At 38.4% G+C, this 22,883-nt stretch carries 17 protein-coding genes; 10 read left to right on the top strand and 7 right to left on the bottom strand.

Annotated features, from left to right (window positions below; translation table 11 throughout):
• Positions 1 to 87: 87 nt before the first annotated feature.
• From ACY650_RS03120 to ACY650_RS03165, 10 genes are all read left to right on the top strand, one after another.
• Positions 88 to 513: a response regulator gene (locus ACY650_RS03120; protein ID WP_462251644.1), complete on the top strand. Its 426-nt coding sequence runs from the start codon at positions 88 to 90 to the stop codon at positions 511 to 513.
• A complete protein-coding gene (locus ACY650_RS03125; protein ID WP_462251646.1) occupies positions 503 to 1,240 on the top strand; it encodes a sugar transferase in 738 nt (245 codons plus the stop codon). Before ACY650_RS03120 ends, ACY650_RS03125 begins: the two co-directional genes overlap by 11 nt.
• A 2-nt stretch (positions 1,241 to 1,242) precedes the next feature.
• Positions 1,243 to 3,225, top strand: a complete 1,983-nt coding sequence (locus ACY650_RS03130; protein WP_462251648.1) for an LruC domain-containing protein — start codon at positions 1,243 to 1,245, stop codon at positions 3,223 to 3,225.
• Positions 3,226 to 3,410: 185 nt separating this feature from the next.
• Positions 3,411 to 4,130, top strand: a complete 720-nt coding sequence (locus tag ACY650_RS03135) for a TolC family protein (protein WP_462251650.1) — start codon at positions 3,411 to 3,413, stop codon at positions 4,128 to 4,130.
• Position 4,131: 1 nt separating this feature from the next.
• A complete protein-coding gene (locus ACY650_RS03140) occupies positions 4,132 to 6,186 on the top strand; it encodes a GumC family protein (RefSeq protein ID WP_462251652.1) in 2,055 nt (684 codons plus the stop codon).
• The gene (locus ACY650_RS03145; RefSeq protein WP_462251654.1) at positions 6,177 to 7,337 is read left to right on the top strand and encodes a glycosyltransferase family 2 protein; all 1,161 of its coding nucleotides are present in this window, start codon (positions 6,177 to 6,179) and stop codon (positions 7,335 to 7,337) included. The genes ACY650_RS03140 and ACY650_RS03145 overlap by 10 nt, the downstream gene beginning before the upstream one ends.
• The gene (locus tag ACY650_RS03150) at positions 7,334 to 8,806 is read left to right on the top strand and encodes an O-antigen ligase family protein (protein WP_462251656.1); all 1,473 of its coding nucleotides are present in this window, start codon (positions 7,334 to 7,336) and stop codon (positions 8,804 to 8,806) included. Before ACY650_RS03145 ends, ACY650_RS03150 begins: the two co-directional genes overlap by 4 nt.
• Positions 8,775 to 9,875: a glycosyltransferase family 4 protein gene (locus ACY650_RS03155; RefSeq protein WP_462251658.1), complete on the top strand. Its 1,101-nt coding sequence runs from the start codon at positions 8,775 to 8,777 to the stop codon at positions 9,873 to 9,875. The genes ACY650_RS03150 and ACY650_RS03155 overlap by 32 nt, the downstream gene beginning before the upstream one ends.
• Positions 9,872 to 10,930: a glycosyltransferase family 4 protein gene (locus ACY650_RS03160; RefSeq protein WP_462251660.1), complete on the top strand. Its 1,059-nt coding sequence runs from the start codon at positions 9,872 to 9,874 to the stop codon at positions 10,928 to 10,930. Before ACY650_RS03155 ends, ACY650_RS03160 begins: the two co-directional genes overlap by 4 nt.
• A gap of 143 nt (positions 10,931 to 11,073) precedes the next feature.
• Complete coding sequence (locus ACY650_RS03165; RefSeq protein ID WP_462251662.1) at positions 11,074 to 11,388, top strand: glycosyltransferase; 315 nt, start codon at positions 11,074 to 11,076, stop codon at positions 11,386 to 11,388.
• A gap of 27 nt (positions 11,389 to 11,415) precedes the next feature.
• Here the strand turns inward: ACY650_RS03165 and ACY650_RS03170 are convergent, their stop codons facing one another.
• The 7 genes from ACY650_RS03170 to ACY650_RS03200 all read right to left on the bottom strand — a co-directional run bounded on the left by ACY650_RS03170 (position 11,416) and on the right by ACY650_RS03200 (position 22,883).
• Positions 11,416 to 12,489 carry an acyltransferase family protein gene (locus ACY650_RS03170; protein ID WP_462251664.1) on the bottom strand — a complete coding sequence of 358 codons (1,074 nt, stop codon included), beginning with the start codon at positions 12,487 to 12,489 and terminating at the stop codon, positions 11,416 to 11,418.
• A 96-nt stretch (positions 12,490 to 12,585) separates the two neighbouring features.
• On the bottom strand, positions 12,586 to 14,691 hold the full coding sequence (locus tag ACY650_RS03175; protein ID WP_462251666.1) for an LruC domain-containing protein: 2,106 nt from the start codon (positions 14,689 to 14,691) through the stop codon (positions 12,586 to 12,588).
• A 189-nt stretch (positions 14,692 to 14,880) separates the two neighbouring features.
• The gene (locus tag ACY650_RS03180) at positions 14,881 to 16,968 is read right to left on the bottom strand and encodes an OmpA family protein (protein ID WP_462251668.1); all 2,088 of its coding nucleotides are present in this window, start codon (positions 16,966 to 16,968) and stop codon (positions 14,881 to 14,883) included.
• 4 nt (positions 16,969 to 16,972) lie between these two features.
• The gene (locus ACY650_RS03185) at positions 16,973 to 17,878 is read right to left on the bottom strand and encodes a PorP/SprF family type IX secretion system membrane protein (RefSeq protein ID WP_462251670.1); all 906 of its coding nucleotides are present in this window, start codon (positions 17,876 to 17,878) and stop codon (positions 16,973 to 16,975) included.
• Between the two features lie 18 nt (positions 17,879 to 17,896).
• Positions 17,897 to 20,569 (bottom strand): lectin-like domain-containing protein, encoded by a 2,673-nt coding sequence (locus ACY650_RS03190; protein ID WP_462251672.1) that lies wholly within the window; start codon positions 20,567 to 20,569, stop codon positions 17,897 to 17,899.
• A gap of 149 nt (positions 20,570 to 20,718) precedes the next feature.
• Complete coding sequence (locus ACY650_RS03195) at positions 20,719 to 21,612, bottom strand: glycosyltransferase family 2 protein (RefSeq protein WP_462251674.1); 894 nt, start codon at positions 21,610 to 21,612, stop codon at positions 20,719 to 20,721.
• Positions 21,585 to 22,883 (bottom strand): MATE family efflux transporter, encoded by a 1,299-nt coding sequence (locus ACY650_RS03200; protein WP_462251676.1) that lies wholly within the window; start codon positions 22,881 to 22,883, stop codon positions 21,585 to 21,587. Before ACY650_RS03200 ends, ACY650_RS03195 begins: the two co-directional genes overlap by 28 nt.

Raw genomic sequence — 22,883 nt, forward strand, 5'->3', positions numbered from 1 at the left:
TCCAATTATCCCAAAATCTTTACCAAGAACCCAAATTTCACCTTTTCGCACTCGCTCCACTACCAAGTTTGTAAGCAAAAAAGTAATATGAAATACATAGCAAACACTACACGCAGATTAAAAATCGTCGCAATAGACGATAGTCAAATGATACTAAACTTCTTAAAAGCATTCTTTGGAAAAGAATATGATGTAACAACTTATGGATCAACCTCAGAGGCTTTAAAAGATTTATCAGAAGGAAAAGTATTTCCCGATTGTATCCTTTCAGACTTCTATTTAGGCAATGACATGACAGGTTTAGAATTTATCAGTCAATACAAAGAGTTGGACTCAACAACACCTATACTAATACTATCAGGCTCTTGTGAAATGAATCAAAAATTAGAGTGCCTCCAAAGCGGTGCCGCAGACTTTGTCACTAAGCCTTTTAACCCGATGGAATTGGATGTCAGAGTTAAAAATGCTTTGTCTATTTCTTCACACGAAAACACGTATCGTCATGCAGTATAAGGTTCCTTTAAACAAACGGATTTTTGACATAACGATTACTTCCATTCTGCTCTTGATACTATTGCCTCTGTTTCTATTGGTTGCATTAGCTATCAGACTAGAATCAAAAGGGAAGGTCTTCTACTTTCAACCACGAGTAGGAATGAACTATGACATCTTCCCTTTCTTCAAATTCAGATCCATGTATGCTGATGCGGACAAGAGAGTTGAAGAGTTGAAAGATCAAAGTCAATATGGAGGTAAATCAGAGACTAAAAAGTATCAAACCTCATTTAGCGGAGATATTGAAAATCTGCGTGTCTCTGATGAAGGATTAATGGACGAATCTGTTTTTCTAGAGGAAAGTCAGCAAGAAGTTGAGAACTCCTTCTTCAAAGTGAAAAATGATCCTAGAATAACCAAGGTAGGAAGATTCATCCGCAAGACCAGCATTGACGAATTGCCTCAATTAATCAATGTTTTGAGAGGTGAAATGTCTCTTGTAGGTAACAGACCTCTCCCTCTATACGAGGCGGAAAAAATAACTGAAGATCGTTTCATTGAGCGATTCATGGCTCCAGCTGGAATCACCGGCTATTGGCAAGTTACTGACCGAGGTAAAGATGATGTTTCTGGTGTAAGTAGAAAAATGAAAGATGTTTTCTACGCCCAAAAAAGAAGCTTTCTTTTTGATCTCTGGATACTATTCAAAACTCCTCTTGCAGCCATTCAATCTGAAAACGTATAAAAATGAAATTATTAAGAATCCTTGCGCTGATTACAGTAATTGGCTGCAATACTATGGAAGATGAAATTATTGAAAAGCAAGTAAACAGCTTCTTCCCAAAAGAATTTGACTTTTCAACAACTCAAAACAGTACCATAAATGTGTCTGTTCTCGATAACAAAAACGTTGGTATATCAGGAGCTTCATTAGATGTATTCCTTACTTCTGAAGAGGGTGAACAACTAGTTGGTTCTGGGATCACAAACGAAAATGGAGTACTGCAGCTTAATGTTCCCGTCGGAAATCACATAGACGGAGTATTGGTTACCAATAGCTACCTCGGTGTTCCACAATCCATGGAATTACCGGTGAGCTCATCAATGGATTTTACGTTTGGCGGCTCATCTACTTATGAGTCTGGACGGAAATCTGAAAACGCTAACATAAGTGGGAGAACGCAATCCGGTTACTCGTTCATGGGATCTTATGACAACAACGGAGTTCCGCATTATCTTGAGTCCGTCGATGATTATATTTCCCAAGATTTATTAGACCTGGTAAATAATTCTCTTCCAGAACGATATCCAGTACCAATATATAATCCTGAATACATAGATGACGATGTAATTTCAGACACACAATTACAGGACTCAGCAGAGGTTTGGGTCACGTTTGTTCATGAAGGAGCTGGCTGGAGAAATGCTTTAGGGTTTTATACTTATGATTTGGATAATCCTCCGGCAAGTGTTGGTGATATTCAGTCTCTAAATATTGTTTTTCCAAATGTTTCTTTTGTTGGAAGTGGAGGTGGAATGGAATCTGGCAATAAAGTTTTTCTAGGGACTTTCTCTGCCAATACTGGTATTGGATGGTTCTTGGTACCTCAAGGCTGGAGTGGGTCAGGAGTCAACAATTCAAATCAGATCAAATATTCAAATAAGGACTTCAATACGTTTACATCAGCGTCTTTTCGCAATCATACAGTTCTATTAAAAGATGAGGCAAGAGAACTATTGATATTGGGGATGGAAGACACTTCCAGACCAGGCGGAGACAATGATTTCAATGATGCTGTTTTCTATGTTACTGCCAATCCATTTGACGCAATCATCACGACAGGCCTAGCGGAAACAACTACAACTGAAGCACCTGACTCTGACGGAGATGGAGTTTCGGATGAAAATGACAATTACCCAAATGATCCTGACAGAGCATTTGATGTTTACACCCCATCTGAAGGAAGCTATGGTTCAATTGCTTTCGAAGACCTGTACCCTTCTAAAGGTGATTTTGATATGAATGATATGGTCATTGATTACAATTATCAGGCAGTAACCAATGTTGCCAATCAGATTGTGGAGCTCAAAGCTAATTTCAAGCTGAAAGCTTTAGGAGCTATGATTCACAGCGGCTATGGTTTCACTTTGCCTATCGATCCTTCCAGAATCAATAGTATCACAGGACAAGACGTTTTAACCAATGAAGAGGTGGTCTTGAATGCGAATGGAACAGAAAGTGGTCAATCAAATTCGGTAATTCTACTCTTTGAAGACGCATTTAGAAGTTGGCAAGCAGCGTATGGAAGAACCAATACAATATCTTCCAATGGCTATGTAACTCCAAAAGAGTATGAGTTAACCATCACATTTACGGAACCAGTATCAAGTTCAACGCTAGGCTATGCTCCATATGATCCGTTCATATTTCACTCTGAAGCAAGAGGAACAGAAGTTCACTTAGTCAATGGCACGCCGACAGACAAAGCCAACTTAAGTTTCGAATACAACGACGATAGACTAGAAGGTACAAATTTCAAAACACACGATGGTCTGCCATATGGAATTAATTTGCCTGTAGTATTTGATTATCCTGAAGAAGAGGAATCTATGTCTGATGCATTCAATCATTTTGATACCTGGGCCCAATCTACGAACACAACTTTTCAAGATTGGTACATAAATCAAAGCGGCTATCGCATCAATAGCAAAATTTTTCAAAAAGATTAATGTTAGTAGTGTTTCATTTTTACTGAGGAATTTCCGCTATTGCGGTTTCCATTTATCGATGGTTTCTGTCAGTAGACCTTCTATTTCTACCAACCATCGCTTTAAAAAAATCCTGCCTATAGTTACAACTACTTTCGAGTACACATGAAGGATTAACACACCTTCTAAACTAAAACACTATCAATATGTACTCGAAAAACATAAACAAGATAATAGCCATCATTTGTGGCTGCATGCTTTCCCTCCTCGCCAGAGGACAGGAGTCGAGCTTCAATGCTTCAAAAGAACTATTGCAAGTTCAGGCACTCTTGATCAGTGAAGCAGAGATGGATACTATCGTGGATAAGGTACTGAAAGCATCTTATAGCTTAAAAATGGCTAATGCAGAGGTCGCTTCGCTAAAAGAAGAAGCGAAGATTGCCAATCGAAACTGGATGCGTTCTCTAAACGTAGGAGTAAATCTTTTTGGATATAACGTTACTCCATCCAGTCAAGGAGAAGGGAGCACTACACAGCTTTCTGTTCTCTCCAATGCATCAGTCACTTTATTGATTAATCCTTCCGAGTTTATTGGTCAAAGAAATAGATCTAAGATTGCCAATTATAGAGTGAATAGACAAGAGATGGCAGTGAATGATACAAGAAGGGAGATCAAAATCATTATCGCCAAAAAATTCCTGGACTATCAAGCAGCTCTTGAATCCTACATTCTCAATGAGAATAACCTGATGATCTCAAATGAACTAAAGCATGTAGCTGATGAAGATTTTAAGAGAGGAGTAATTTCTAATGCTGAGTACAACCAAATACTAGGTGGAGTAATGCAAAATAGATTGAATCTTCTCAACGCTGAGAATGCAGTAATGAAGTTAAAGTTTGAATTAGAAATCTTAATGAAAGACTAAAATGGAACATTTCAATCAAATCGTTCGACTCTTCCTTAAGAATGCATTCTTACTATTCATTCTTCCAGTTGTGGCCATGGTTTCCTTGTGGTTCATGACTAAGGATCAGCCAAGAAAGTACGAGGTAAAATCTAAGTTCTTATATGATTTCGGTGGAGAAAGCACTAACGTAAGTGGAGAGAGCCTGAGTATCAATGAGATCTACACTGAATTTTTGAATACACTAGAAATCGTGAAATCACGAAAGCTCATTGAGAAAATCAAAACTCAAATTGCATTTGAAAGCATCAATGATAGTTCAACAGTTTTTGCTTACGCATGGTCTGATGAAAACAAGGATGAAATCAACAGAGTCCTTGCAGATATCCTTAATGATAAAAGATCTCCTTACTTAAGCAACACTGAGGCCGAATTAGAAATCATCGCCTTCTATGATTATGCTAAGCTTTCTTCGGAAGAGATCATGAAAGCTATATCAGCAAGAAGGGTTCAAAGTTCCAATTTTCTGGAAATAGAAATGACGTATTCAAATCCTGATCAAGTGTATTACATGAGTAATGTTTTGAATGAACTTCTTACCAGGGAGTTGGGAAACATAAACAAGCGAAACATAGGTAAGCAGAAAGCTGTAATCGAAGAGTTGGTGAAGAAAGCGAAAAAAGAACTGGATCAAAAAGTGCAAGAGCTTGAGGATTTAAAAGTTCAAAATAACATCATCAATCTTGATGAACATACCAAAGCAATTGTGACTTATCAAGTAGACCTTGAGCAGTTAAGAGGAATGCTACGTCAACAGATCGCTTCAAGTAATAAAGCCAAAGAATCTATACGATCAGGTATTGAAAACAATCAATTTGGATCTACGAATAGAGACATCAATACGGAAATATTGGAAAAGAAAGATGAGGTATACGCTTCTCAGGATTTGAAATTGGTTCACTTACAGAAAGAGATCGATTACAGCAAACTCATCCAGCAACAACAGGACATCTACAAAAACTATTTAACTATCAAGGATAACCTTGAGCAAATCAGTAAAAACTCAGTATATGACCCTACCATGGTCCATACAGATATGACCATGCAGTTTATCGATTTCAGTGTAAAGTCTGAGCGTCTTGAAGATGAGCTAAAAGAATTGGACAAAGAGATTTTGCGTGTAAAGAAATATGCTTCCTACTTCGCGCCTTTTGAGTCTGCTATTTCAACATTGAGAGATGAAATATCTACCGCACAGAAGTCTTATTTACTGTTTTTAAATAAGCTCAACATGACAGAATCTTTAGAAGTTGGAGCTAGCAGCAGTAAACTGGAGCTTGTTGACTATCCAGAGTTTCCGATGGAGCCACTTCCGTCTAAAACAAAGCTTGTCATCCTTGCTGGAGGAGTAGCAGTATTTATTCTCCTTTTCGCATTCATCTTAGTGAATTACCTCATTGACAATCGAATAAAAGATGTGGCCACTTTCGAGCGAATAATGAATAAAGATGTGGTAGCAGCAATGCCAGCAAAAGCTAAAGATTCGAAAGATTCAATATTATCTGAAGCGTTGGATTTAATTCATACTGAAGGCTTAAAGAAAATCTCAAGAGCTGTTGGTGAAAGTAAAGTGGTCGCGATCAATGCACTCACATTAAGTGACAAAGCAGACGCATTGATTGAAGGACTTAAAGCTTACTGGTCTAATGAAAATGTAGGAGTTCTAAACCTCAGCGGAGAAAAAGAGGAGATAGAGAAAGAAGTTAATTCAGCAAGTAAGAAATACGATCGCGTGATTTGTCTTTCCACGCCTCTTCAGTTTTCACATGATGGAATCAATGCAGCTGAAATAGCTGATTGTAGTTTCCTGCACTTCAATCTTGGAAGAATTAAATCAGTGGCAGATGAGCGTATTATCAGGACATACTCTGAAGAAGTAACTAACAATCAGGGTTTCATATTAAGCGAACTTCTTCCTGAATATATGGACAGCTACATCGGTGAGCTTCCAAAACGGAGAAACAAAATCAGAAAAATCATTAAAAAGCTAGTAAACAGAGATCTATCATGGAGTTAATCAGCATCATCATCACAAGCATCCTATTAATCTTTGCTCTTTACGGATTAGTCTTGGTATTAGCAGGAATGACTCACAAAAATAAAGAAGGAAAAGTCTCTGAATTGCCACGTATCAAGGTTTTATTGCCAGCATATAAGCCAGATCAGACTTTTCTAAAAGTACTTGAAAGCTTAAAACAAGCGAAAAAGAATCATCCAGTAGATGTGTTTATCCTTTTTCAAGAAGCTGATCAAAGCATCGTGAAAGAATCACAAAAGTTTGGTTTTGAGTCTGTAGAAAAAAAATTCAGTCACTTGCCTGGCAACAGCTACCGACATGCATTACAATTTCTTTGTGACGAACACTTAGATGAAAACGAACATAGATATACACTCATTCTCGATAAGGATAATATTATGGATGAAGATTTCTTTGATCGTTTAGCTAATGTTTCACTCAATGAATATCACATTGTACAAGGAGCTAGAAAGCCTCTTCAGACATCTGAAGGAATTCAACTATTCGATGCAATTTCAGAACGATACAATGACTTGATGTTGAGAAAAGGCAAGCTTCAGCTTGGTGGGGCACTTGAAATCAGCGGAAGTGCTGCAATAATAAAAACGAATTTATTCAAGTACGCAATCGCGCTTATGGATGAAAAAGCGCCAGGGTATGATAAGAATTTTATGGTCAAGCTGCTTACTAGTCCAGTGAAACTTAAGACTCTTTTCTGCGATCAAATGGTGGTTAGAGAAGAAAAGACTGCTGAGATCGAAAATTACCAATCACAACGCCTACGATGGTTTGGTGAGCAGTATTTCAATGCTTTTTTTAACAGTAAGTCGTTGTTGAAATCAGCATTTATTCGAGGTAAATTCAGAAGTCTAGATTACCTATTTACTTTGGTAAGACCTCCACGGTCACTTCAATTGGTAGCTTCAGCATTATTGTCTACAACTGATCTATTCAATCTAAGTTTTAGCTATCTTTCATTACCCTTTCTTTTCAACCTTCTAAGCTTTGTCATCGTAGCTCTTCCGATAATGGAACCTAAGCAGGTAAAGCAATTAGTAGTTGGATTGAATAAAGTTGTGTTTAGCAACTTGATCGCTAGTGTTACTTGTCTTAAGAAAAAATATCAGAATACGTTCATTCATACGCGATGAAACCTGAATTAACGTCCAAGTCCAAAGCTTCGAAGATTACGCATGGGATTGCGGGTGGCTACTTATTGCAGCCAATCCCAAAAGTGATTGCCATGGTGCTATTGACAGCTTTGGGGATTTTTGGTACGCATTTCGGTGGTTTCAAACTGGCAATCATATTGATGCTTGCTTTCATCGCCTTACCTCCGGTACTGGCTGTTGTTTGGAAAACGCAAATAGGTATCTATATCCTAATAACTGCATCTTTCTTTCTCAGCATAGGTCTGCGACTTATTCCAAACCTACCAATCGGAATGTCGATCGACTTCCTTATTCTTCTCATGCTAATTGGAAAAGGTTTTCGGATACAATTCAATAGAGATTGGTCAAGACTCAAAAGTCCTCTAACTGTAATCATTTTGATCTGGGTAATGTACAATCTTTCACAAATAGCCAATCCATGGGCTGCTTCACGAGCTGCTTTTTTCTATGTTATTCGTCCCGCAGTTGGCTACCTCATGTTGTATTTCCTTATCTGGGATTCAGTGAAAGGAACCAAAGAAGTAAATAACATCTTCAACTATGTGCTTTTTCTAGGCTGGATTGCTGCCATATGGGGAATTTATCAATTCTTCTTCGGCTATTTCGGATGGGAAATGGCACACATAATCCGTACAGATACAATCCACCTTGTCTTCAATCATGGGAGATGGAGAAGCTTCGGACCAGTAGGAGGACCTGCTCAGTACGGAATCATCATGGCATCACTGGCTTGCATTGCTGGAAACTCATTTTTCTATAAAGAAAGTGTGAAGGATAAAGTATTGATGGCATTCCTGTTTTTCTGCTTTCTCTTAGCAATGGTTTATAGTGGAACAAGAGCCTCATTCGTCATTATCCCGATCTTCTATTTCATAAAAGTCATCATCAGCCGAAATAAGAAACTTTACCTAACCATCATTCTCGGAATTATCGGTTTGGTCATACTTGCAAAAGTCCCATCAAACAACTATCAGATCCAACGCATACAATCAGTCTTTAAAGCCAATGAGGATAAGTCTTATCAGATCCGTGCGGCAAATCGTAAGATGATCACTCCATGGATATTGAGGCATCCAATCGGTGGTGGATTGGGAAGCACTGGTGTTTGGGGACAGCGGTTCAGTCCGGGAACTTTCCTCGCTAGCTTCCCACCTGACTCAGGAGTGATCCGTGTAGCCGTTGAGCTTGGGTGGATAGGTTTGATCATTTTCGTGTTGATCTATTTACAAGCATTTTTTAAAGGAACGAAGGGATTATGGCAGATGGAAACGAGAATTCACAAAGACAAAGTGGAAAGTATTATCTGTTGTTTACCCGCGTGGGGATTGGTAGAAATGGGACAAGAAGTAGCCGGAGTTTTCCCAATGAGCTTACTCTTCTGGGTATTCCTGGCAATCATATTCACTACACTTAAATATGAAAAAATTGAAACTGAGACAGATAACTGATCATCACTTAAACTCAGGAATTGGCAGATACAGTTTCGAGCTCAGCAAAGCCTTGATAGATCTGGGACATGAAACTCGTTTGTCCAAGCTCTATAAAAAAGATGGTGACGATACATACTTTGACAATAATTACGATTGGATTGACAAAATACATTACAAATCACTTCGAAACCTCCACTCCTATATTCTTCCCTATTTCATAAGTGCTCATCTTTTTCCAAAGAAAGCAGATATCTATCATGCACACTGGTTTATGGCAGGTCTTGGGCTAGGGAAAGCGGGAAAGAAAAATAGAGTGGTGACTATGCATGATGTCTCTCTCCTACATGAAATCGAAAAAGAAGGAAAGTTTCTAAACTACTATAGAAACGCAATTAATCATTTTTCCAAGGAAGGTTTACCCATTATCGTCGTTTCCGAAAGTGCAAAACAAGATGCACTTAAATACAGTAATCTTAAAGAGGAGCAATTTTTTGTTGTACACAATGGAGTGAATTTTGAACAGTTTTTCGTAAAGAAGGAAAAAGAGGGTGGTGCTGGTCCCTTTCAGCTGATATATGCAGGTGGGTTGAGTCCCAGAAAAAATGTAGAGATGCTGCTTAAATCGTGCGCCATTCTTGAATCGAGAGGCATAGACTATCAACTAAAAATTGCAGGAAACCACCCGGATAGAACGCCTTATCCAAAGTTGGCTCAGGAATTAAAACTTAAGAATGTGGTATTTTCCGGATTCATAGCTGATGAGTCAATGAATGATTTTTACAATGAAGCAGATCTTTTTGTTTACACAAGTAAATACGAGGGTTTTGGATTCGCTCCATTGGAAGCAATGGCAGCAGGAACACCAGTTATCACCACCAAAGGAGGGTCGCTTGAGGAAGTTTCAGGAGGTGGAGCTCATTTGGTTGAATATGATGAAGAATCACTCGCTGAATCCATTATTGCTCTTATGCAAAATAGTGAGCAACGAAAAAAATTGGCTGCAAATGGCACGGATTGGGTGAAACAATACACCTGGAAAAACTGTGCAGAAAACACATTGAAAGTTTACCAAACGATTGCATCATGAGAGGAATTATCACTTCGACTCTGAATCGAAATTGCGGTGTAGGACAATACACAGAAAAGCTGGCGCAGCACTTGCAACCTAAGCTTGACAGCTTAAAAGTGTTTCGAAAAGACGATCCTGATGATGAATTATTCTTCACCTATCCCTATCGTTCTTTCCGAAGCCTCCAGCACCATGTTGCACCTTTTTTCCTTTCCAAAGCAATAAAAAAACTAGATGCTGACATCTGGCATGCGGATTATCTGGGTGCGTACTACGGTATGGAGTTGACCGGCATTAAAAAACCTAAAGTTGTTACGGTACACGACGCTATTCCTTTTCACTATCCTGGAAGCAAACTTGATTTTAGGGTTTATAAATACCAGTTGAAGAAAGCTATACGGAACGCAAAATACCTCATAGTAGTATCTGAGGCCGCCAGGCAAGATTTGATTCAGCAGACAGGCATAGATCCCCAAAAAGTAGTAGCCATCCCGAATGGTTTACCCTTAGAAGAACTCAGCACACATCCCAAAGAAAATGAGCGATTTACAATCCGATACATTGGAGGACTCGGAGCTCCACACAAGAACGTAAAACTGTTACTTCAAGCAGCCAAGATTTTAGAAGATAAGAAACTCGACTTTGCGTTGGAGTTAGGTGGATATGCTCCAGATAAGTTCTTCCTGAAAGATCTGGCCAACGAACTCAGTTTGAAATCAGTAAAATTTACCGGCTTCGTTTTGGATGAGGAAAAAGCAAGCTTTCTCGGTAGCGCCGACTTATTCGCGTATCCAAGTCTAATCGAAGGCTTTGGCTTCCCTCCCATGGAAGCAATGGGATGTGGTACTGCTGCGATCACAACCAACATCCCTGTCTTTGAGGAATTGCTTGGTGATTCTGTGCTCATGGTCGACCCTACTCCTGAAGCCTTTGCAGCTGGTATAGAGAAACTAATGAAAGAACAAAACCTTCGTAAAGAATATGCGGCTAAAGGACTTGAACATGTTAAACACTATACATGGGATAAAGCTGCTTATAAAACTATGGAGGTCTTTCAAAAAGCCATGGGATAAATCGTTTTGCTAACCAGCTTGCTTATCTAAGCAGTTCTCTTAGCCAAAATACGCGATACACGTATTTTCCAGAATAGCTAATTCTTTCAAGGATATCATGTTCTCAAAAATCAACTTTGAAGAACCACTAAAATTCAAATTACATGAAACATGGTATTGTAATCCCCTGCTACAATCAAGCAGATCGGCTAGATAGCAATCAATTCATTAACCTTATCAAAAGAAAAGAAACATATGAGTTTTGTTTTGTCAATTATGGAAGCACCGACAAAACACTTGAAGCGCTTAACTTCATCAGACGTTCTGCAAACACTCCCAATATCTACATATATGATCTACCGGAAAATTGTGGAAGAGCAGAAGCAATAAGAAAAGGATCTCAATTTCTGGAAAAACATACAACCTTGGAATCCATTGGCTTTCTGGATGCAAACTGTCCTTCAGCACTTGAGGAATAAATTGATCAATCGTTATCGCTGTAGTGATCAAATCTTTCTGAATTTTTTCTTCAGACTTAAAAAGTATGACTCGTAATATTTGAATGAAAGATGTGAAACGAATATGGTTAGTAGCACACTTGTAAAGTTTATGATCAATATTGTCTGCCAATCATTTAAATCATGAACCGAGTCATACTTAAGGACCAGGAAAAGTATGAAATTCACCACGATCAGGTGATACATGTAAATACCGTAAGAAATGTTTCCCATGTAATTCAAAAGCTTATTCCGAATTATAAACTTATCTTCATTTGCCAGATTGATGATTAGCATATTAAACAAAATAACATCGATAGAATGTCTAATTAGATCATTGTCTGCGTGTAAAAAATTGGTGAAAAAGTAGATAAGAAAAATTGCATAGATAAGGATTCTCAAGTAATAACTCTTAAAGTAAAGAGTTAATCCCTTTTTAGATAATACTGCCATTAATCCTCCTGCAGACATGTAGAAGTACAGCAAATGAAACTTCTTTAAGAAAAAGAAAACATCAAGGTGGAAAATCACAAAGTACGTTCCAGTAAACAGAAACAAATAATGATGATACTTCTTGAGTGGAGTAATTGTGAGTAGTGGAGCTATAATCAAATAGAATTGCTCTTCTATTCCTATTGACCAAAGAATTTCGAGAATTGCTCCTGGATCGTAGAGTGCTTTGAATACATTAGGTAAAAAAAAGACATTCCATACAAGACCTTCTATGAACGAATAACTAAGCTCATAACTCACATTAAAAAAAGGCAAGATTAAATGATAATAAATCAATCCGAAGACCAGAACTAGATAATAAACGGGATAAAGCCTTAAGATTCGTCTTACATAGAATTGCTTAATGCTAATACTTCCATATTGACGTTTTTCGTCGTGAAGTAACCCTACAATCAAAAAACCACTTAGGCAAAAGAAAACAGATACGGCCTGAGGTCCTTTTTGAAAAATAGCCAAAGAATCAAAATAGGCTAAACCTATTGACTTTGATAGCTGTGGTATGTGATATATGACAACACTTAGAGCTAAAAATCCTCTCAATGGATCAAGATTATGTATCCTTTTTTCCAAAATAAATTAGGTAATCTGTTTTCAAAGAAGAGCAGTTTGGAAAAACCATGACCGATTACTCAGCCATGGTTTTATCTCACTCACTAACCTATTCTTTTACTTCATATATATCTTAGATGTAATTCGATTACCACTCGCATCTGTATACCAATTTCCATATGCTGATCCGCTAGATTCGCCCCAAGGTATGAAGTAGTTGTATGCTTTATCAATACGTGTACCTTCTACCGGATATCTAAACTGGTGCGCGATGTTAATTGCGAACGGAACTCTTCTTTCAGAAACATAATATCTTCCCTGATCTGGGATAGATCCATCATCGTTTGATCCCAGATGGCTTAAATCTGCAAGATCTGTTGGAAGCTTATTTCTCAGGTGACACTCTCTGCCACGTTCATTGTTGATAAAGATGAATGGATTGTAAGGTGCTCCTGCCAAAGAAGATGCCGGAATAAGCTCCGTAAAGTTTACTTCGATCGTATATACACTCTCTTCAACTTTAGGTTTGTTTGGATCAGCATTAATTACATTGCCTCCTCCTAACTCTCCCAATGAGTTTGTAAAAGCGATAATCGTTGGATTGCTTTGACCATTTTCCAAACCTTTGGAATTTATCATTGAGGATGGAGCATTGTGTCCTGACACAGATTCGATCACAGATTCCAGAATCGGTAGTTCTATACCAAAGCCATTTTGAAATTCTCCCCCTGCTGCCACCAACCTCAACTCAATGATCATTCTAGCAGCGTTATTATCTCGATTTACCAAAGAAGTCACTTTGTATCTAACAACCAAATCGTTGAAGTCATAATCTCCTTTTGATGGCCAATTATCTTCAAAAGCCAGTGTACCATATCCAAGCTTAGAAGGCGTATATATATTACCTGTTGCTACTGGATCTTCTGGGTATTCGTCCAATTGATTTATTACTCCATCGCCATCTATATCTGAATCTTCATCATTCGGAGTTCCATCACCATCCATGTCATCGTCTTGCTCATTCGGAGTTCCATCGCCATCCACATCGTCATCTTTTTCATCAATGATACCATCGCCATCCATGTCATCGTCTTGTTCGTTCGGTACTCCATCTCCATCATTATCTATATTTTCCTCTGATCCACCATCATTGGAAAAATCGCACTTCCAGGCAGTCAAATCGTTGATCTTATGATTGTATGTTTTCACAATCTGATACGACCCATCTTCCTTACTAATCTCAATAAGTCTTGAGTTTGCATCATTCGTTCCTACATAAATTCTATCCTGACGGTCGATGGCCATTGAGGTAAGCTGGAACGGGAAATTCTCTGCGCTAATTCGAGTAATACTGGCTACTCCAGTGGCAGCATTCAGCTCTGTAAATTTGTACAAGCCAGAAAAACAAGCCAGATATAAGGTTCCTTCTGAATCGAAGGCTAAGTCACCTCCTGCATTACTGTTTACGAAACCACTGATGTTATATTTCTGAATTACTGTATTCGTAGCAGCATCAACTGTATACATGGATGTATTATTACCCATGTAGAATACTCCGTCTTTGTATTCAAAGCGAGGATAAGAACCATTGTATGGGTTACTTGTAAATGCTACTTCGAAGTTTTGAGTATTTACATCATACTTATATAAGGTTCGATTTACGTTGATATACACTATTCCATTTTCTTGATCTAGGGCGTTTGCGATTGATCCACCTGGTAGATTCGGAAGTTGAGTAGTATTATACTGATCCGATGTTACGTCGATTTCATAAAACCCAGCCTGACCATTAACAGCATATAATCGATCGATACAACTTTCAGTATTGGACGAAGGTGGAGCCATACTCGGTAACTCCATTGAGGTTTGTCCCAGTCCAACAGAGAGATCTGAAGAAGCAGAATTCGTTGCCGTCAACTCTTCATAAGAAAGCGTTTCTACATAAGCGGGAATAGTAACAGTAACATCTCCGCCATTGTTAACAAAACTTCCCACGAGATAAGATTCCCCTTCCAAATCTTTATAATATAGGCGGAAAGAATTTCCTGAGCTATTTGTTGTTAGCGTTAGTTCTTTGGACGTTTTAAAGTCAAAATCGTTGAGGAAAGAGAATTCTTCACTCAAATCATCGACCATATCAACATCATTTTCCAGTGTCTCATTGCAAGAAACTGTTATGAACATCAATATAGGTAAGAGGTAGTGTAATCTTGAATTGTTCATTATCGTTTTTTTCTTACAATAATGGCTTCCAAAGGCGTTTAGTGTGGAATTATTAGGTAACTGGTAGAGATCAACAGATGAATGACATTATTATTTTTTTATAAAATGTCGTTAAGAAAAAAATGGTGTGGTCTCTCCAAAAAATCAGATTGACACACACCATCGGCTGGGTTAGGTGTATTGATTGGGTTATTTCATTCCAAAGGCTGTCATTCTCTGCTTACTCTTCTGTTTGTTAATCTCAATTCGAATCTCTGTTCTTCTGTTTTGCTGATGCTGGCTTTCATCACAACCTTCAGTACAATCATTTAAGGTTTTTTCCTCACCATGGCTACCCATAAAAATACGTTCACTGGCAATTCCACTTTTTAGTAAATAATCTCTGGCAGCTTCGACTCTCCTTTTCGCTAAAAGCTTATTGTATTGATTGCTCCCTCTCACATCGGTATGTGCTTCCAATATGATGTTCAACTCAGGATCTTTCCGTAGATAGTTGGCGATTCGATCCAAACTTCTCGAAGCATCAGACCTTATTTCATACTTGTCAAAGTCATATAAAATATTCGTTAGGTAGGTTTCTTTGATTATCTCTACACCTACTTGTTTAAGGTAAGATTTCAATTGGTCAAGACTTCCATCGTACGCTATAAAGTCAACATCTTCTTTGTAAAAAAGCTGAGAAGGAGAATCGTTGTTTATCACTACTAAGACCTCTGTTTCCATACCACCTTCAAGTCGCGTAAGTGGAATCTCATATTCTCTTTGCTCTACATCTCCTACCAAATCATCTTCGATCTGAATAATCAAATTTCCTTGATAATAACCTTCGGCAGATCCGGTAACAAAGAAGGAAGTGCCGGATTCAACGCCGAAGGAGTAAGAAGTTTGTGGAACCGAGATTCCATTGTCATTTAAATGCGTTCGCATGGTTTTAAGTACATCTATTCTACCATCAGTTTGAATATGTTCACCTGTTATCGCATCTATTAATTTAACATTGATAGCATAGTCGTAGACAAAAACTGAGTATATATCATCTTCACCCATACCTCCTGCACGATTGCTACTGAAATAAGCCTTATTGGTATCTTTATAAAAGGATATTCCAAAATCATCTCCATTCGTATTTACCGGATATCCCATATTCTCAGCTTCTTTATTTTCTCCAATTGTATACTTGTAAATATCAAGTCCACCAAGCCCATAATGACCAGTACTGGAAAAATATAGAACGCCATTGTTTCGGATGTAAGGAAACATCTCATCACGAGGTGTATTTACATTGGGACCTAAATTGACTGGACTGCTCCATCTTCCGTCTCTATACTCAGCCTTGTAGATATCTACTCCTCCGTATCCTCCTGGCATATCACTAGCGAAATAAAGTGTCCGTCCATCTTCGGTAATCGAAGGGTGTGCTGTACTGTACTCATCATCGTTATGGATAAATTCAACTGGCTGAGACCAATCTTTTCCATTCTTGGATTCAGAGTAATATATCTTCAATTTATTGACTCCATCTTTTGATAAGCCCATTTTATTCTTGAGAAAATTATTCCTTGAGAAATACATCTTATTTCCATCGTCGAAAAAGGTGGAAGGTCCTTCATGGTAACTGGTATTAATGTTTGAATGGAATTCTGTTACTATATCTTCTTCCACAGTAAAAAGTTCAAGAAAATTGCTATGATCCCACATGTGTTTCTTTCCAGAATTTGATCTACCTGATACAAATACAATCTCTCCATTCCTGTATATTGGACTAAAGTCTTTGTGTGAACTATTGAACGTCGCCCATTCCACATCATATGCATGTTGGTTTGCGTAAAGCTCCTCTGTTCGCTTTAGCGCCTCAGCCTTTTTTGCGATCCATTCTTCTTTGTGAGCAAGTTTCTCAAAAATCTTCATTGCCTCAGCATACTTCCCATTTGCCTTAAGCATCTGTGCATAATGAATCATGTCGTCATCCGACATGTGAACTCGACTATTTATCGCTTGTTGAAACCAAAATTCAGAATCTACCGGTTTATTCATAAGCCTATAAGTATCTGCAAGTTTTAGTTGAATCTTAGGACTCATTCTAATTTCAAGTGCTCTTTTGTAATGCACTGCAGCTGCCATGAAATGGAAATGCTCAAATTTTCTATCTGCAGTTGCAAGCTCTTGTGCAAACTTTTTTTCTTTTCTAGCACCAAATGAAAATTCCTTATTGCTCTGTCCTAAAACATTACTATATAGAAGTACGATCTGAATGAGTAGTATTAATTTCTTTTTCATCTTCTTAAAAATATCTTGGACTTAAAATTTTCTTTGTTGGCAACTCAAAAATGTAATTGAGCATGATCTCATGAGATTGTGCTTCAATCTCAGAGAGCGTAAAATCCGTCGCATAGCTGACCATCAATTGTGGATTGATTTGTACGCCAAATAGAGCGTCTATGCTATCCATTGACCGGTAAGAAGCTCCTACCCATAAAACTGACTTAATCAGCAAATTAGCGTTGATGTCTATTTGAACGGGCGCCCCTTGAACGGCTTTCACAAGCACGTTCGGCTTTAAGACATAATCGTATCCAATGTCAAATGCGTAGCCTGCACTTACATAAAAATGTCTCACTAAATCTGTAAACTGACCATCCGGATCTCCAATCTCAAGTTCTTTATTCACTAATTGAGGAGAAGAAATTCCTAAATATGCTCTCTCAGAATGGAGCATCATGCCGGCACCGACATTCCATAACATCTGACTTACATTACCAAGTCCTTCATTATCATTTACACCAGTATTGGCTCGAGAATATTCAATGGAATAATTATGTACATTGGCTTGCAATCCCATTGATAATCGAAAGTCGCTACTAATCTGGATTCTGTAAGCATAGCTAAAGTATCCACCATACTCAGTTGACAATCCCAACTTATCTCTATAAAGAACAGCTCCGAGAGAAACAGGCTTGTTTCTTAATGGGCTGTGAATTGACGCCAGTTGTGTACTAGGCGCTCCTTCAAACCCTACCCACTGTTCTCTTAGAATAAAGCTTGTGCTTAATCCATCATGCACGCCTGCATAGGCTGGGTTGAGTCCCAATCCATTGAACATGTAATGGGTTACCATGTATTCCTGTTGTGCCATTATTCCCAGTGGAAGGAGCACTATGCTTATTAAAATTGTTTTTAAAAAATTCATATTGATAGTGTTTAAATTTTAATGCTTTAGTGTCAAGAATCCTTTGATTGGAGTTGATCCGTCTCCTTTGTTGATCACATAATAGTAGGTGCCATCAGGCAATTCTCCCGAAGAACCGACATTACCCAATCCTTCAAATCTTCTGTTTGAATCTCCGTTTTGATATCCTTCCGTTTCCCAAACCTTGTTGCCCCATCTATTGAAAATGTTCACACGATTTTCAGGGTATGAATCGATATTGACAATGCGAAGGAATCCGTTAAATAGGTCACCATTTCTTGTGATGATTGAAGAAACTTCCACTTCTTCTTCGGCAGGTGTCTCTGGTGCGATAACTGTGATGCTAAGTGTAGAATTTGCTGTAGCTTCTCCATCAGTTATCATATAACCAACCTCTAATACTCCTGTAAATGTCGGTGCTGGATTAAAAATGTAGCTTCCATCTCTATTGATGGTTAATTGACCTTCCGGAAGCGAGGCAATTGTTCCCGCAGGATATGAGATACCATTAATTGTGAAGCTAATTACTGTCAATCCATCCGAATCAGGGTCGGTATCGTTTAACAAAACACCTTGACCAGCTGCGACTTCTAATGTATCTCCTTGCTCAACTTGAGCAAAATCCGGAAGTGCAACGGGTGTTCCATTCTCTCCGGAAGGAGTCATGGTAATTTGTACGGTTGCTACATTCGAGACTGCGCCTCCATCATCAAGCACTATATAAGTAAGCGAATCGCTTGTAGCCTGAGCTCCATCTTTCCGATATGTAATGGTACCGTCACCATTTATACTTACTGTTCCATGAATTGGAATGTTAATAACACTGATTGAGGTTACATCTATGGTTCCGTCAATGTCATAGTCATTTACTGCAATATCGATCGATGCAAAAGCAAGTGCATTTAAGTTTAAGAAGTTATCTACTGCAACCGGGGGATCATTAACTGGGACTACCTGTACGGTAATTGTATTGGGTTGACTTGTATTGGTTCCATCATTTACTGTAACTGTAAGTACTCGATTTCCTCCAGTTGGTGTTGCTAAATCCGAATGGTGATATTGAATACTTTCAATGATTTGCTCACATGTAACAAGGTCAAGTGCTGCATCTCCAGTAGTAGCAAAGAATGTGAAGACATTATTGATAAATGTGATATTGACGTTTTCACCGTTAACATTCACTGTAACCGGGTTGGTAACCTGAGAATTAAGTATGAATTCAACCCCAGCTACGGTCAGTATTTCATCAGTTCCATCTAAAACTCCAGCCACAACTATTTGCATGTTCACAAAAACCAGATTGTTTCTGTCTTGAATAGCAACAGCATCCACAACGTTAGTGGCCGGATCGTCTTCAGTGTAAATTATCTCTTCATCAAATCCATCACCCGCATCCCCAAGGTCTACAATTGGCACACATACACTGATACTATTATCCAAGTAATCATTTGTAGGAGTGGTGTATCCGTTTGATGCACTTATTACTACACCAAGCGAATTCACTGTTGGAATGCCAGTTCCTAAAATTCCATCATTATCAGAATCTGAAAAAAGTGCTTCTATTGCATCGTTACAGCCATCATTATCTGCATCCAAATCCTGATGATTACTAATTCCGTCTCCGTCTGCATCGTTTATCGTGTAATTAATTCCTCCGTTATTCGGATCATTTTGAACCGCATCTGGAATTCCATCCGTTCCAACTGGACCGTTTACTACTCCGTTGGTATGCGGGGCACCATGTCCGGCCTCCTCAGCATCATAAATACCATCGTTATCACTATCTAAATCCAGGTGATCGTAAATACCATCGTTATCTGTATCTATAACCAGTGGAAGATTGCCAGTATCATTGATCCTTATTTTGTGCTCATTCTTTGCGGCACCTGTAGAAGCTGTAAAACCGAAGTGAACAGATCGTGAGCCTCCAAAAAATGAATTGACAAAACTTGAAACACTCCCTCTCGTAATCGAGCCAGCATTCAATCCATCAATGGTAAATGAGAGTGTACCTGTGCTTGCTTCCCAGGTAAATACAATCAAATGGTATTCTCCATCTTCTAATTCTTGATCTCCTGCATTATTGTAAAGGATGTATCCACCAATTAAAGACGAACGAGAACTATCATCTGAATCCCAGATGTCTGTATGATCATCAGTTGTTCCACGCATCGGATCATCGGCACCGGTATTTCCATTTCCATAGGTATCTATTTCTAATACGATACCATTTTGAATACCCTGCGCTCCCATTCCTTCTCCATCGTTTCCTATTGCATTGCTACCATCATTATCGTTATGAAAGACCATTGCAATTCCATCTGCTCCAGAGTTACTATCTCCAGTGCCTCTATTGATACCGAAGTAAGCCTCAACTGAAAAAGTAAAGTCCATGCTGAAATCAATTTGTCCAACACTCATGGCGCTTCCCCTTAGACTTGTTCCATCTTGAGTAAGTTGAATTTCGCCGGCATTGAGTTCTATTGCACTGTTGTCGGCACCAGTCATGTTGAATACATTATCCAATGAAAAATCTCCCATCCCACGCTCGTAAGAATCCGGGATTCCGTCATTGTCTGAATCTAAATCCTGGCCTTGCACTTTGAGTGCAGAGCTTACAATGATGATCAGCAGTACTCCTTTGAGAAATCGTTGAAACTGGCATGCTGTATTAATGATAGTGTTTCGCATTTTTAGTGTTTTAATGCATCGAAAGTATTGCTATCAATAGCCAGAAGTTGGTTTTAACGACTGTTGGTAGGATTTTGGGGTTGACTGAAAAAAAAAAAGAGACCACTGAAAAGTGGCCTCTACTTAAAAACAGCTGATTGGAAATCGCTCTATTTGTCTACTCTTACTCTTTGATATAGTGCTCTATATCTCGGGTATTTTCTAATCAAATCAACATACCAATATGCGGTCAATGCTAAACCCTGGATCATAAGCTTAGGCTTTCTCCAGTATTTGATTCTTGAATAGGTGTAATACCACATCGTTTTGATGAAAACCTGATTATAGATATGCTTCAATGGATTCTTATCTCTGTACTTTCGATACAGTTCCGGGTTCTTTTTAAATAGTGTGAACTCGCTATCCAATATATTCATCCGCTTTGCCACTTTCTTAAACTTATCTACTCGTGGAGGATGATACACTCTCATGTTTGAACAAAACTTCACTTCTCCCATTTCCTGCATTTGCCATCCAATATCAGCATCTTCATTGTGTGGATATGGGAACGTCTCATCAAATCCTCCGATCTTATTTAATAAATCTCGACGATATGCTGCATTGCACGTTGGGACTGAATTATGCCCTGTTTCATTGTCAATTTGATGGGTCAAAGGAGTCACGTCTGCTCTATCTGTGTAGGTAAGGCCTTGAAGCCCAACCAGGTCTCCTTTGAATTCATGAAATATTGTGGCCAACCAATCCAGATCCACTTCGCAATCGTCGTCAGTGAATGCTATAATGTCGCCTTTCGCTGCATTTAATGCTGTGTTCCTTGCGCGAGCAGGACCTCCATTTTGATTGTGAAACACACGCACATTGTCGCAATTTTCCTGTACTTCATTTAGGTACGCTTCTGTTCCATCAGAAGATCCATCATTTACAATAAACACTTCATATAAGTGAAATGGAACCGTTTGATTTAAAAGTGCTTTCACTTGTTTCTTAAGCAGCTCCAACCGATTATAGGTTGGAACTATGACTGATATCTTAATTTTTCCCATGGTAATAGTTTTTTAATCCAGTAAAACCAAAAATTCTTTGTTGAGCTCATGATCTCAAGCACTTCAAAATCCAATTGCTTTTTGAGCTCTTTTCTAATAATGTAACTACCAATAATTTCTGTAAGCAATGGAGCAATAGCGGCTCCCCACAATCCGAAATAGTACATTAGCACAATTGATAGAATGATATTCGATACACTGGAAACAACCATTAATTTGGTTACTTCCTGCGGCTTATTGATTGCATTCATCAGACTTGAAAATCCAGATCCAAGAGGTATCAAGAATACAGATGCAATTATTTTAAACGCCAATACACCTGCAGCTGGCAAATAGCTACTTCCGTGAAGCAGTAAGATTGCTAATGGTGATCCTACTACCACTAATAGTGCAATTGGGACAAGCATTGCATACATTTTACCCATACCTTCTCTAGCCACCTCTTTCATTTTAGAACGGTCAGATACCTGTTCCAAAATGGTTGGGTAGAGCATCCCAGCAAGACTTGCTCCCGGAATAGAAATCAATATTGTATATCGTGTAGCTAATCCAAGAATAGAGGTAGCCTCTAATGTCAATAGGTAAGCCGAAATAAATACTCCAGCCTGATGGGCTATGGATCCTGCAACTTCTCTCAAAAAACCATACTTTCCGAAATGGATCATATTTCGTAGGATACTTTTATCGTATCTTCTAAATGCACTCGAAATAAAGATTCTCCTGTTTGTGTTAATCATGAAGAGTGCAAAAAGATTAGCTACAGCAATAGCTAAAAAAACACTTTCCAATGAAAATTGGAATACATACATAAATACCAGACCTGTTAAGGTTGTGAAGAGTACCACAATGTTACCCATCACTATTTGTTTCATATCCAGTCTGCTCTTATGAACTGAAGCAACGAGCCTGTAAGTAGATAATGCAATCGTATATAAACCGTAAGAAAATACGAATGATCGTAATTCTTGATAGAAGAAAGCAATGATTATGAAGAGGACTATTTTCAGGCCTTCACTGAAAAATGATATTGCGAAACCTGTTTTTAATACACGAGAATCAAAGTCTTGTTCAACCAGGTATTTTACAAATCCATTTTGCAAGAAACCCTCCTTGAGGTTATTAAGTATCGAAACAATCGCCAATACAATGAAATAAATACCGGTTTCAGCTTGAGAATAGTTTCTCGTCACATACATGATCACAAGAAAGCCAATAGTTGTCTCGATCATATTGCCACCTAGGGCTCCAAGTATTTTCTTTTTATGTAGCAT

The organism is Ekhidna sp. (genome assembly GCF_963691765.1).
In the GTDB taxonomy this organism is placed as follows: Bacteria; Bacteroidota; Bacteroidia; order Cytophagales; family Cyclobacteriaceae; genus Ekhidna.